This window comes from Nocardioides sp. Z24_21 (assembly GCF_058134345.1).
Window position 1 is genome coordinate 905,793 of sequence record NZ_JBYTTH010000001.1, and the last position, 12,226, is coordinate 918,018.

The window sequence follows — 12,226 nt, forward strand, 5'->3', positions numbered from 1 at the left end:
CCGGTTACGGTGGCGGGGTGAGCCTCAGCACCGTCGCCGACAAGGTCGTCGTCATCACCGGCGCCGGATCCGGGATCGGCCGCGCGCTCGCGCTGCGCTGCGCCCGGGCGGGTGCACTCCTCGCCCTCGCCGACTGGGACGCCGGGCGGCTCGCCGAGACCGTGGGGCTCGTCCGGGAGGCCGGTGCGACCACCGTGTGCCACGACCTCGTCGACGTCTCCGACCGTGCCGCGGTCGCGGCGTGGGCGTCCGCGGTCGTCGAACGGCTCGGGCGGGTCGACCTCGTCGTCAACAACGCCGGCGTGACCGCGACCGGCGACTTCACCGACCTGACCTACGACGACCTCGACTGGATCGTCGGCGTCAACTTCTACGGGGTGGTCCACGGGTCCAAGGAGTTCCTGCCCCACCTCATCGCGAGCGGCAACGGCGCCCTGGTCAACATCTCCTCGCTCTTCGGCCTCGTCTCCGCCCCCGGGCAGTCGGCCTACAACGCCACCAAGTACGCCGTGCGCGGGCTCACCGAGGCGATCCGCGAGGAGATGCTCATCGCCGGGCACCCCGTCACCGTGACCTGCGTCCACCCCGGCGGCATCCGCACCGGCATCAGCCGCCACGGCCGCAAGGCCGCCGGCCTCGACGGCGCCCGCATCGACGCGCTGTTCGACGACAGGCTCGCGCGGATGTCGCCCGACCGCGCCGCCGAGATCATCCTCGCCGGCGCGCTCGCCGGGAAGCCGCGGGTGCTCGTCGGCCTCGACGCCCACGTCATCCACCACGCCGCCCGGCTCCTCGGCGCGCGCTACCAGGACGTCGTCGCCCGCCTGCACCGTCGAGCCGGCGCATCCTGACCGCTCATCACCGTCGAGCCGGCTCATCCTGACGGCGAATCACCGTCGAGGCGGCGCATCCTGACCGGGAGTCGGCGAGGATGCGCCCACTCGACCCCGTCTACCTGCGAGAACGCGCCGACTCGACCCCGTCTACCTGCGAGGACGCGCCGACTCGACCCCGTCTACGTGCCAGAACGCGCCGACTCGACCCGGTAGGCGCGCGAGAACGCGCCCACTCGACCCCGTAGGCGCGCCAGGTCGCGCCCACTCGACCTGATAGGGATGGGCGTATGGAGCCCGGGACCCCGATCCGCTGCGAGATGACCAAGTGGGGCGACCGGCCGCACTGGCAGCTGGTCGGCACCTACCTCGGGGCCGACGAGCACGGGGAGTGGCTGGGCTTCCCCGCCGGCACGCACAACCATCGCCCGGGCCACGAGTTCCACGCCGCCGTCGACTCCGTGACGCTCGTGCAGCCCGAGGGGTGGCACCTCGCGACCTTCCAGGCACCGGGGATCTGGTGCGACCTCTACATCGACGTCACCACGCCCCCCGCGTGGGACCGCGACGTGCTCCGAGCGGTCGACCTCGACCTCGACGTCATCCGCCTCCCCGACCCGCTTCCACCCGTGGACAGCGCACCGTGGGACGTCGCCCCGGCCGGTCCGGGTGAGGTGTTCGTCGACGACGAGGACGAGTTCGCCGAGCACCAGGTGCGCTACGGCTACCCCGCCGACGTGGTTGCCCGCGCGCAGGCCTCGTGCGACGCGCTGGTCGTCGACGTCCGCACCGGCCGCGCACCGTACGACGGCGCGCACCGGCGGTGGCTCGCCGAGCTCAGTCGCCTGACTTCCTCCTGAGCGCGCGCCGCTCCGCGCGCGACAGCGCCCGGAACGGCCCGACGAGCCGCGGCCCGGACAGCCGGCTCTCCAGGCGGCGCGCCTCCCGCTTGAGCGGCTGCGCGACGTACTCGCCCAGGATCACCCCGGACGCCAGCGCGATCGCGACCGAGAGCGCCGTCATCAGCGCCAGGATGCCCCGCGAGATGAAGGGCCCGCCCTCGGCGAGGAAGGTCAGGCCTCGGTAGATCGACAGGCCGGGGAGGAAGGGCACGATCGCCGGCACTGCGACCACCAGCGGGGGGATCCGCACCCGCCCCGCCACCGCGTAGGCGACCAGACCGATGAAGAAGGCGCAGGCCGCGGCGGCTGCCGCGCGCCCGAACCCGGCCGCCGTGACGCCCTGCGATACCGCCGCCGCCCCCGCCGTGATCAGCGCGATCGGCACCACGGCGCGGCGGGGCGCGTACGACGCGACGCTGAACGCCGCCGCCGACACGGCGGCGCCGCCGAGCACCGCGGGCAGGTCGGCCAGCTCGACCTTCCCCGGCACCAGCTGCCCGAGCTCGAGGCCCACGCCCCCGGCGAGCGAGATGCCCATCGCGACGCCGGCGATGATGCCGGCGGTCGCCATCATCGCCTCGATCAGTCGGGCGCTCGAGGTGAGGTAGAAGCCGGTGAGCGCGTCCTGCACGGCGCCCATCAGGCCGATCCCGGCCAGCAGCAGGATGATGTTGGCCGTCACGACCACGGACGGGTCGACCTCGACCGGGCCTGCCGCGACCACTGCGGCGAGGACCGTCGCGATCGCGCCGCCGGCGACCTGTTGGTAGAAGAACGGCAGCCGGCGCCGGGCGAGCACGATCTGCACCCGGTCGATCAGGGCCGCCGCCACCGCGGCGACCACCGCCACGACCGGCCCGCCGCCGAGGAAGATGCCGACCGCGGCGGCCATCACCATCCACGCCAGGGTGACCGCCCAGCGCGGGAAGGCGTGGCCCATCGAGACGATCGTGGCCATCCGCGAGCGCGCGAGGTAGACGTCGGCCCGGTCGGTGAGGATGTCGCGCACCAGGTGGTCGACGGCGGTGAGGTGCTCGTAGTCGATGACTCGCCGTTGCACGTGGCGCATCATCAGCGTCGGTACGTCGTCGCCCGAGCGCTGGTGGCTCATCGACAGGGCGGTGAAGGTGACGTCGAGCTCGGCCGAGCGCAGGCCGAGGTGGTCGGCCACCGAGCGCATCGTCGCCATGACGTCGGCCGCGCCCGCACCCGAGGACAGCAGCATCTCGCCGATCCGCAGGCAGAGGTCGATCGTCAGGTTGTCGAGGGTGCGCTGCTCCGCCGCGGCGCGCGCCGCGTCGTGGTCGGGATCGTGGTCGGGATCGTGGTCGGGATCGTGGTCGGGATCGTGGTCGGGGTCCCCCGGCGTGCGCGTGCGTCCGTCCTCGCGGTCCATCCGTCCATGGTGGCAAACCCGGGCCGGCACCGGTCGGAGGGGTGAGCCTCACCGCCGGTCGCCTACCTAGACTCGCCGCATGCGCATCGACTTCCACGCGTCGCCGGAGCCGACGCTCGGGGTGGAGTGGGAGCTCGCGCTGGTCGACCGGGCCAGCCGCGACCTCGTCAGCGTCGCGTCCGAGCTCCACGAGCTCGCCGGCGGCCGGCTCGACCGGCCCGAGCGGCTCCACAAGGAGCTGTTGCGCAACACGATCGAGGTCGTCACCGGCGTCTGCGACACCGTCGAGGAGGCCGTCGCCGACCTCCGCGGGACGCTGTCGGTCGTCGCCCCCGCCGCGGCCGAGCTCGGAGTCGACCTCCTCGGCGCCGGCTCCCACCCCTTCGCCGACTGGTCGCACCAGCAGCTCACCGAGGGCCACCGCTACGCCGAGCTGATCAACCGCACGCAGTGGTGGGGTCGCCAGATGCTGATCTGGGGCGTGCACGTGCACGTCGGGATGCCCGAGCGCGACCGGGTGATGCCGGTGCTGGAGTCGATGCTCACCACCTACCCCCACCTGCTGGCGCTGTCGGCGAGCTCGCCGATCTGGGCGGGCCAGGACACCGGCTACGCGTCCAACCGGGCGCTGATGTTCCAGCAGCTCCCGACCGCCGGCCTGCCGTTCGCGTTCGAGACGTGGGCCGAGTTCGAGAAGTGCATCGCCGACCAGACGACCACCGGGATCATCGACTCGATGTCGGACGTGCGGTGGGACCTGCGACCCGCCCCCCACCTGGGCACGCTCGAGCACCGCGTGTGCGACGGGATGTCCGACCTGCAGGAGCTCGGCGCCCTCACGGCGCTGGTGCACTGCCTCGTCGTCGACCTCGACTCCCGGCTCACCGCCGGCGAAAGGCTGCCGACCCTGCCGCCGTGGCAGGTGCAGGAGAACAAGTGGCGGGCCGCGCGCTACGGCCTCGACGCCATCGTCATCGTCGACGACCACAACCGCGAGCGGCTGGTCACCGAGGACCTCTCCGACCTGCTCGAACGCCTCACCCCCGTCGCCCGACGGCTCGGCTGCGAGGCCGAGCTGCGCGCCGTCGCCGACATCCCCGTCCGCGGTGCGTCCTACCAGCGCCAGCGGGCGGTGGCGCACGAGTCCGGCGGCGACCTCGTCGCGGTGGTCGACGCCCTCGTCGCCGAGCTGGCCCACTCGCTGAAGGCCTGAGCCACCCAGGACCTGATGCCCTTGTGGCACCGGGCGGGGGGCGAGAGGATGCCCGGACCTCCTCGCCCCGCGAGGAGGGGTGGCCGAGACGGAGGAGCAGCACGTGGCGGACGTGATCGACCCGACGGCGACCGGCTTCCTGCTCGCCGAGAACCGCAACATGCTGATGCACGTCGGCGGCCTCCAGCTCTTCGAGAAGCCCGCGGGGGCGGGCCGCGGCTACGTCCGCGAGATGTACGAGAAGATGCGCGACGTCGAGCAGGTCGCGCCGCTGTTCCTCAAGCACCCGCACCGCTCCGCGCGAACGGCGGGTCAGCTGGTGTGGGTGCCCGACCAGCAGTTCGACATCGATCACCACGTCCGGCACAGCGCCCTGCCCAAGCCGGGACGCGTCCGCGAGCTGCTCGACCTGTGCTCACGGCTGCACGGCACCCGCCTGGCCTGGGAGCGGCCGCTGTGGGAGGCGCACGTCATCGAGGGCCTGCACGACGGTCGGGTCGCGATGTACACCAAGACCCACCACTCGCTCGTCGACGGCCTCTCCGCGATGCGGCTGATGGCGAGCGTGCTGTCGACCGACCCCGACGAGCGCGACATGCCGGCGCCGTGGGCGGTGCGGCCGCGCCCGCCGGGCCCAGCGCACGAGGAGCCCGACGGCACCTCCGAGGCGTCGCTGTCGGACCTCACCGCGGCCACGGTGCGCTCCACCCTGGCGATCGCGGCGGAGGCCGCCGGGATGCCCGGAGCGCTGCTCCGCACCCTGACCAGGAGCGTGCGCAACGAGACCTCGGCGCTCTCGCTCCACGCCCCGCGCACCATCCTCAACCAGGGCATCACCGGCTCGCGCCGCTTCGCCGCCCAGGACTGGCCCGTCGAGCGGCTGCGTGCGGTCGGCCGGGCCACCGGCACGACGATCAACGACGTGGTGCTGGCGATGGTCAGCGGCGCGATGCGGACCTACCTGATCGAGCTCGACGCCCTTCCCGACACGACACTGATCTCGATGGTGCCGGTCGCGCTCAGCGCCAAGCAGGCGAAGCTCACGGCGGGCGGCGGCGGCAACGCGGTCGGCTCGGTGATGGTGCAGCTCGGCACCCACCTGCCCGACCCGGCCGACCGCCTCGCGGCGATCCACCGCTCGATGACCGACGGCAAGGCCAGCCTGTCGGCGATGACGCCGACCCAGATCCTCGCGATGAGCGCGATCGGGCAGGCGCCGGCCATCCTCGGGCCGCTCCTGCGGATGCAGGGTGTCGTGCGCCCGCCCTACAACCTCATCGTCAGCAACGTCCCCGGCCCACGCACCACCCACTACTGGAACGGCGCCCGGCTCACCGGCACCTACCCGCTGTCGATCCCGATCAACGGGATGGCGCTCAACATCACCTGCACCTCCTACGACGAGAAGATGTGCTTCGGCCTCACCGGGTGCCGGCGCACGGTCCCCCGCCTGCAGGTGCTCCTGCAGCACCTCGACGAGGAGCTGGCGGCCCTCGAGAAGGCCGCCGGCGTCCAGGTGTGATGCGTGGTTGTGATTCCGGGTGTGATGCCTGGGCGTGATGCCTAGCCGACGACGTCGAGGCCGCCGCCGACCTGCTCGGCGACGGCGGCCAGCCGCGCACGGGTGATGTCGGCGACGGTGTCGAGGCCGGCGAGCCGGGCGTTGGAGCCCTCCCGGGTCGGCTCGGCGGAGTTGATGCTGATGCAGCGACGGGTGCCCCCGTCGGCGGCGTTGGCCAGCGCGACCGCGTGACCGGTGGTGCCGCTGCCGGCGAACGGGTCGAGCACGACGACGTCGTCGGGCAGCGTGGAGAGGATCCGGCGCACGAGGCCGGTGGGCTTGGGCGACTCGAAGACGTGGCCGACCAGCGCCTTGAGCTCGGCGACCGCCGTGTCCGTCGAGCCGATCTCCTCGGCCAGCCAGATCGTGCGCAGCTTCTTGCGGCGCCCACCGTCGCGGTGCAGCCAGTCGCGCTGGAAGATGTCGGCGCGCTCGCCGGCACGGCCGCGGATCACCCGGCACTCCAGGTCGTCGGGACGCTCCTCGACCCGAGGCCTCGACCACCGCCACACCGCCGGCCGACCGTCGCCGAAGACGGGCGTCAGCTCCCTGCTGCCGTCGAACTCCGCCACCGACACCCGCCCGGTCACGGGGTCGCCGTGGAGCGGGTAGTGGAGGGTCGGCGTGCTCACCGGGTTGAACTTCTTGTTGGTGTTGCGCAGCGGGAGGTAGCGGAACCGGCGCCCGTCGGGCGCGGTGAGCGGGAAGTCGGCCTCGTCCACGGCCTCGGCGCTGGTGCCGTCGACCAGGCAGTCGGGCAGGTGGCGGGCGTACGCCAGGACGTACTCGTGGCTGGTCGCGAACCCCCGGCCGAGCTGGCGGCCCTTGGGGTTGAGGTTGACCACGACCTGGGCGAGGAAGTTGGCCTCCCCGAAGATCTCGTCCATCAGCAGCCGCAGATGGGCGACCTCGTTGTCGTCGATGCTGACGAACACCGCGCCGTGCCGGGCCAGCACCTCGTGGACGGCCACGAGGCGCGGACGCATCATCGCCGTCCAGGCCGCGTGGCGTCCTGCGTACGGGTCGGCGTGGGAGTCGTCGCGGAAGCGGTCGGCGTAGGCGAAGTCGTTGCCCGTGTTGTAGGGCGGGTCGGCGTAGACCACGTCGACGGACCCCGCCGGGAGCCGGGGCAGCACGTCGAGGTTGTCACCGACGTGCAGCGTGTTGCACGCGGCGCCGGGACGGGGCGCGGGCTCGACGGGCACGCGCGCCAGCCTAGGCGGTGGCCCGGAGCCCCCGCCGCGCACGACCGACCCGCACACCACAATTGTCCCACCGGCCCCACGACGTCCTTTACTCTGGAACGCGTGCCTTCCTCCTCGCGCCGCTCCCACTCGTCCGCCCGCCGTCCCGCGCCCGCCCGCGCGCGCGCGCTGACGCTCGCCACGGCCGGCGTGCTCGTCGCCGGGCTCGCGCTCAACGTGGGCGCCGGACCGTCGGTGGCCGACGACCGCGACGGCGTCGACGGCCGGGGCCTGACGTCGGGTGCCGCCGACGGCTACCGGGGGCGCAACCAGACCTCGGACGGCAAGCCCGGCATCGTCGTCGGCCCGCCGGTCAACGCCCGCGGGCGAGCCGTCCAGGTGAAGAACGACGTCAGCTACGAGATCGCGCCCGGCGTGGTGCTGCGGGAGTGGGACCAGGTCGACGGGCGCCAGCCGGTCGGGCAGGTGCGGATGAACCTGGTCACCGTCAACCTCGACGCGCCCAACCTGTCCTTCGAGGAGCTCTCCCCCACGTTCGTCACCAGCCGCAAGAAGGTCAGCCAGCTCGGCGGGTGGAACGACGCGCTCGCCGCGGTCAACGGCGACTTCTTCGACATCGGCCGCACCGACGCCCCGCTCGGGGTCTCGATCGACCGCGAGGAGGGCGTCCTCACCGGCTCGCGCGAGGGGTGGATCCCCGGGGTCAACTCGTCCCTGTGGTTCGACGACTCCGGGCCGCACGTCAGCCCGCTGAGCCTGGAGTACACGATCCGTCAGCGCCGCGCCTGGACGGTCAGCGGCATCAACCACCCGAGCATCCCGCCGGGCCAGATCGGCGTGTTCACCTCCGCCTGGAACCGCACCGAGGGCTACCAGGTCACCTCGGGCAAGAAGCGGGCGCGCGAGGTGGTCCTGCGCAACAACCGGGTCATCTCCAACCGGCCCAAGCTCTCCAGCGGCCGCAAGATCCACCGCAAGGAGCGCGTGCTGATCGGCACCGGCAGTGCCGCCGGCAAGCTGAAGAACCTCAAGCGCGGCAAGAAGATCACTCTGTCGCAGCGCATCGTCGGCGGCCGGCCGACCGTCGCGATCAGCGGTGACCGCCCCCTGCTCGTCAACGGCGTGCGCACGGTCGTCAACAACACGATCGCCCACCCCCGCACGGCGGTCGGCATCGACGCCGACGGCCGCCGGCTGCTGATCCTCGTGGTCGACGGGCGCTCCGCGGTGAGCCGCGGCTACACGATGGTCGAGCTCGCCGACATCATGACCGCGCTCGGCGCGGAGAACGCCATCAACCTCGACGGCGGCGGCTCCTCGGCCATGTACAGCCGCACCGGCAGTGGAGCGTTCGGGATCGTCAACGAGCCCTCCGACGGCTCAGAGCGGCTCGTGCCCAACGGGTTCGGCGTGGTCTACCACGGCGACCTGCCGCCGGTCGTGCCGATCCTGCCGCCGCCGACCGTGACGCCGACCCCCACGCCGACCCCCACCGTCACGCCGCCCCCCACGACGCCGCCGGTCACCCCGCCCACCCCCTGACGCCGGCGCAGTGCCGGCGTCCGGTGTCCGCCCCGCTTCGAGGGCTCAGGCGTCGGGGGCCGCGAACAGCACGACGTAGGTGACCGGGGCCAAGCACTGGACGGTGCTCTTCGGCAGGGCCGGCACGACCTGGAAGCCGGCCTCGCCCGCGTCGATGGCGACGCTGCGTGGCGGCTCGCACCCGGTCGACACCACCGCCCCGTAGGGCGTCGCGTCGGGCGAGCGGTCGCGGAGGTCGGCCGCGACGGCCGCCACCTGGTCCGGCAGGCCCGCAGCGAGGTCGGCGACGAAGTCGGCGACGGCCCGGTCGGTGTCGAGCGCGAACGCCATCGTCGAGGGCGACCCTCCGCCCTCCGTCGCGCCGATGACGACGGCCTCGGTGACCCCGGCGGACCCCACGACGTCGATGGGCTCGGCGCCGGCCGGCACGTAGGGCGACTCCGACGGGGGCTCGGACGGTGACTCCGACGGCGACTCCGACGGGGACGTCGTGGGCTCGGACGGGCTGGGGGTGCTCGAGGCGCCGGCCGGGTCGGTCGCGGTCTCGTCGTCGGACCCGCAGGCGGCGAGCGACGTCGAGAGGGCCAGGGCGGCGAGGAGGGCGGAGGCGGACCGGGTGCGGGCGCCCGAGCGACGCGGTGAGGTTGTCATGGTCCTCCGACGATATCGACGCGGGTCCCGCTCCCCCGGCAGGCTCGCACGCGGGACGCCGCGTCGACGCCGTGGCGCCTGCACTGGCAGGCTTGGCGCCATGAGTGGCCCCGAGACCCAGGCCGAGCCGGTACGCGAGGCCGTGCGCGCCTACGCCGCCCGACAGCCGCAGCTGGCCGCGGCGACCGCCGGGTGGGTGACGCTGATCCGCACCCTGCTCGACGACGCGGGCATCGACTACCTGAGCGTCACCGGGCGGACCAAGAGCGTCGCGTCGTTCGCGGCCAAGGCCAACCGGGCCCTGGACGGCCGGCTGGTCTATCCCGACCCGCTGGAGCAGGTGACCGACCAGATCGGCGTCCGGGTGATCACCTACGTCCACAGCGACGTCGCGGCCGTCGCGGAGCTGCTCGACGACGAGCTCACCATCCTCGACGACCGCGACCTGGGCGAGGAGACCGCGCGCGCGGGCCGCTTCGGCTACGCCAGCCGGCACCTCCTCGTGCGCACCGACGCGGCCGAGGAGCACCCCGAGCTCGTCGGCGAGCGCGCCAGTGTCCAGGTGCGCACGGTGCTCCAGCACGCGTGGGCCGAGTTCGAGCACGACATCCGCTACAAGGGCAACGTGCCCGAGGACGCCGCCGCCGACCTCGACCGCCGCTTCACGCTGGCCGCCGGCCTGATCGAGCTGGCCGACCGCGAGTTCGCGACGATCCGCGAGCGGATCCAGGCGGCCGCGCCCGGCAGCACCGCCGAGGCCGACGCCGACCACATCGTCGGCCAGGAGCTCGCCACCTTCCTCGCCGGGCACTACAGCGACGCCGGCTGGTCGCACACCGACCACTACGACTGGATCGCCGGCCTGCTCGCCGAGCTCGGCATCGACAGTGTCGACGACCTCGACGACCTGCTCACGTCCGTCGACGCCGACGCGGTGATCCGCCGGATGGGCTACCGCTACCCCGCCGGCGCGGTGCGCCGCCTCGACGACGCGCTGCTCGCGATCTTCGGCGAGCAGTACGTCACCCTCGAGGGCAACAGCCACCGCGTGCCGCTGCTGCGCGCCCGGCTGGAGAAGCTCACCACCCCCGAGGGCTGAGCGGGCAGCGACCAGCCGGAGCCGTCAGCTGAAGTAGGTGGCGTAGATCTCGTCGTAGGTGCCGTCCTCGCGGAGCTCGGCGAGCGTGCGGTTGATCGTGCGCAGCAGCGGGATGTTGCCGTCCTTCTTCACCGCCATGCCGTACTGCTCGCCCGTCTCGAACTCGCGGGCGAGCTTGAGCCTGCGGTTGGAGGTGACGAACTGTCCGGACACCGTGTTGTCGAGCATCGCCGCGTCGAGCGAGCCCGCTGCGAGCGCCGCCTCGAGGCCGGCCGCGTCGTCGAAGGTGACGATCTGGGTGGAGTCCGGGGCGAAGTCCTTGAGGTAGGTCTCGCCGGTGGTCTCCTTCTGCGCGCCGACCTGCATGCCGGCGAGCTCGGGGAGCGAGTCGAGCCCGGAGCCGCGCGGCGTGATGAGTGCCTGCTTGGCGTCGAAGTAGGGGCTGGAGAAGTCGAGCACGCGGGCGCGCTCGCCGGTGATCGTCATCGCCGAGATGGCGAGGTCGCACACGTCGTTGTTGAGCGAGGTGCCCGAGGTGATGTCGTCGAACGACACGTCGATCACGTCGAGCTCGGCGTCGAGCTCGTCGGCGACCTTGCGGACCAGGTCGATGTCGAAGCCGGTGGGCTTGCCGTCCTTCTCGTACTCGAACGGCGCGTAGGGCATGTCGCTGCAGACGGTGAGCGCGCCGCTGAAGACCAGCGACACGTCGCTCAGCGCGTCGGCCTCGTCGGCGTTGGCGCTGCCGCCGCAGGCACTCAGGGTGGCCATCAGGGCCACCGACGACAGGGCGGCGAGCGCGGTGCGGGCGGGGCCGGCGCGTCGAGGGGTGCGGGTCATGGTGCGGGTCATGCTGCGGGTCATGGCGTCAGTTCGCATTCACGGTGAGCGACTCGCGCAGTCGCATGAGGGCGTATTCGGTGATCTTCACGAGCGCGCCCTTGGCCTGCTCGCGGTCGCGGGCGTCGAGGCTGATGATCGGCACGTCCGCGGGCAGGGCCAGCGCCGCGGCGATCTCCTCGGTGGGGTAGCGCGGGACGCCGTCGAACTCGTTGACGGCCACGATGAACGGGATGCCCTTGGACTCGAAGTAGTCGAGCGGGGAGAACGACTCGTCGAGGCGAGCCACGTCGACCAGCACGATCGCGCCGATCGCGCCGCGGCACAGGTCGTCCCACATGAACCAGAAGCGGCGCTGCCCCGGCGTGCCGAACAGGTAGAGGACGAGGTCCTCGGCCAGGGTCAGGCGGCCGAAGTCCATCGCGACGGTCGTGGTGGCCTTGGTGGGCACCGCGGCGAGGTCGTCGACGCCCTCCGACTCGTTGGTGACGAGTGCCTCGGTGCGCAGCGGGTCGATCTCCGAGACCGCGCCGACGAGCGTCGACTTGCCGACCCCGAAGCCGCCGGCGATGACGATCTTCGTCGACGCAGCCGCCCGCTGTGCCTTAGTAGTTTCGAAGTCCACGGAGGGTCCTTTCGATGAGCTCGAGACGCTCATCTGTCGACGTGCTGTCGGTGATGGTGGCCTGGATGCGGACCAGGCCCTGCTCGATCAGGTCGCCCAGCAGCACCCGGGTGACGCCGATCGGCATCTTGGTCAGAGCCGACACCTCGGCCACGGAGCGCCGGTCGCAGACCTCGAGGACCTGCGCAGCCGACGGTGACAGCACCGGGGCCTCCACCCCTGCCTGCAGGCGGAGCGTGGCCTCCATGGCCAGCTCGACCTTGGCGGCCGTCCTGCCTGCGGTGAGGGTGTAGGACCGGATCAACCGGGGGCGGTAGCCCTCGGCGTCCGGGTCGTCTGGAGGCGTCACGGCACGAGCC

General features: G+C 72.7%; 12 protein-coding genes. 6 read left to right on the forward strand and 6 right to left on the reverse strand.

The window, feature by feature from the left end; genetic code table 11:
- Positions 1-17: 17 nt before the first annotated feature.
- Both AC3X7Z_RS04405 and AC3X7Z_RS04410 read left to right on the forward strand, forming a co-directional pair.
- A complete protein-coding gene (locus AC3X7Z_RS04405; protein ID WP_489975124.1) occupies positions 18-851 on the forward strand; it encodes an SDR family NAD(P)-dependent oxidoreductase in 834 nt (277 codons plus the stop codon).
- 272 nt (positions 852-1,123) lie between these two features.
- A complete protein-coding gene (locus AC3X7Z_RS04410) occupies positions 1,124-1,693 on the forward strand; it encodes a ribonuclease FAU-1 family protein (RefSeq protein WP_186339093.1) in 570 nt (189 codons plus the stop codon).
- On the opposite strand, the gene AC3X7Z_RS04415 is transcribed toward AC3X7Z_RS04410, so the two are convergent.
- A complete protein-coding gene (locus AC3X7Z_RS04415; protein WP_489975125.1) occupies positions 1,671-3,131 on the reverse strand; it encodes a threonine/serine exporter family protein in 1,461 nt (486 codons plus the stop codon). The genes AC3X7Z_RS04410 and AC3X7Z_RS04415 overlap by 23 nt on opposite strands.
- A gap of 79 nt (positions 3,132-3,210) precedes the next feature.
- Between AC3X7Z_RS04415 and AC3X7Z_RS04420 the strand changes: the two genes are divergently transcribed.
- Together AC3X7Z_RS04420 and AC3X7Z_RS04425 are read left to right on the forward strand one after the other, a co-directional pair.
- Positions 3,211-4,344, forward strand: a complete 1,134-nt coding sequence (locus tag AC3X7Z_RS04420) for a glutamate--cysteine ligase (protein ID WP_489975126.1) — start codon at positions 3,211-3,213, stop codon at positions 4,342-4,344.
- A 103-nt stretch (positions 4,345-4,447) separates the two neighbouring features.
- Positions 4,448-5,866: a WS/DGAT/MGAT family O-acyltransferase gene (locus AC3X7Z_RS04425; protein ID WP_186339096.1), complete on the forward strand. Its 1,419-nt coding sequence runs from the start codon at positions 4,448-4,450 to the stop codon at positions 5,864-5,866.
- 41 nt (positions 5,867-5,907) lie between these two features.
- On the opposite strand, the gene AC3X7Z_RS04430 is transcribed toward AC3X7Z_RS04425, so the two are convergent.
- The gene (locus tag AC3X7Z_RS04430; protein ID WP_489975127.1) at positions 5,908-7,110 is read right to left on the reverse strand and encodes a site-specific DNA-methyltransferase; all 1,203 of its coding nucleotides are present in this window, start codon (positions 7,108-7,110) and stop codon (positions 5,908-5,910) included.
- A 102-nt stretch (positions 7,111-7,212) separates the two neighbouring features.
- Between AC3X7Z_RS04430 and AC3X7Z_RS04435 the strand changes: the two genes are divergently transcribed.
- A complete protein-coding gene (locus AC3X7Z_RS04435) occupies positions 7,213-8,652 on the forward strand; it encodes a phosphodiester glycosidase family protein (protein ID WP_489975128.1) in 1,440 nt (479 codons plus the stop codon).
- A gap of 45 nt (positions 8,653-8,697) precedes the next feature.
- Here AC3X7Z_RS04435 and AC3X7Z_RS04440 read toward each other — a convergent pair whose 3' ends face one another.
- Positions 8,698-9,303, reverse strand: coding sequence for a hypothetical protein (locus AC3X7Z_RS04440; RefSeq protein ID WP_489975129.1), 606 nt, complete (start codon positions 9,301-9,303; stop codon positions 8,698-8,700).
- Between the two features lie 100 nt (positions 9,304-9,403).
- Between AC3X7Z_RS04440 and AC3X7Z_RS04445 the strand changes: the two genes are divergently transcribed.
- Positions 9,404-10,402: a GTP pyrophosphokinase gene (locus AC3X7Z_RS04445; protein ID WP_277395301.1), complete on the forward strand. Its 999-nt coding sequence runs from the start codon at positions 9,404-9,406 to the stop codon at positions 10,400-10,402.
- A 24-nt stretch (positions 10,403-10,426) separates the two neighbouring features.
- Here the strand turns inward: AC3X7Z_RS04445 and AC3X7Z_RS04450 are convergent, their stop codons facing one another.
- From AC3X7Z_RS04450 to AC3X7Z_RS04460, 3 genes are read right to left on the reverse strand one after another with little or no spacing between them, the layout of a single operon-like run.
- Positions 10,427-11,254, reverse strand: a complete 828-nt coding sequence (locus AC3X7Z_RS04450) for an ABC transporter substrate-binding protein (RefSeq protein WP_206054426.1) — start codon at positions 11,252-11,254, stop codon at positions 10,427-10,429.
- Positions 11,255-11,270: 16 nt separating this feature from the next.
- Positions 11,271-11,867 (reverse strand): GTP-binding protein, encoded by a 597-nt coding sequence (locus AC3X7Z_RS04455; RefSeq protein ID WP_241005211.1) that lies wholly within the window; start codon positions 11,865-11,867, stop codon positions 11,271-11,273.
- Positions 11,848-12,216 (reverse strand): DUF742 domain-containing protein, encoded by a 369-nt coding sequence (locus tag AC3X7Z_RS04460; protein WP_186339101.1) that lies wholly within the window; start codon positions 12,214-12,216, stop codon positions 11,848-11,850. The genes AC3X7Z_RS04455 and AC3X7Z_RS04460 overlap by 20 nt, the downstream gene beginning before the upstream one ends.
- Between the last annotated feature and the right edge of the window lie 10 nt (positions 12,217-12,226).

Excerpts from the sequence above, each read along its gene's own strand:
- AC3X7Z_RS04410 (WP_186339093.1), top strand. The coding sequence starts at position 1,124 with ATGGAGCCCGGGACCCCGATCCGCTGCGAGATGACCAAGTGGGGCGAC.
- AC3X7Z_RS04415 (WP_489975125.1), bottom strand. The coding sequence starts at position 3,131 with ATGGACCGCGAGGACGGACGCACGCGCACGCCGGGGGACCCCGACCAC.
- AC3X7Z_RS04420 (WP_489975126.1), top strand. The coding sequence starts at position 3,211 with ATGCGCATCGACTTCCACGCGTCGCCGGAGCCGACGCTCGGGGTGGAG.
- AC3X7Z_RS04440 (WP_489975129.1), bottom strand. The coding sequence starts at position 9,303 with ATGACAACCTCACCGCGTCGCTCGGGCGCCCGCACCCGGTCCGCCTCC.
- AC3X7Z_RS04445 (WP_277395301.1), top strand. The coding sequence starts at position 9,404 with ATGAGTGGCCCCGAGACCCAGGCCGAGCCGGTACGCGAGGCCGTGCGC.
- AC3X7Z_RS04450 (WP_206054426.1), bottom strand. The coding sequence starts at position 11,254 with ATGACCCGCACCATGACCCGCACCCCTCGACGCGCCGGCCCCGCCCGC.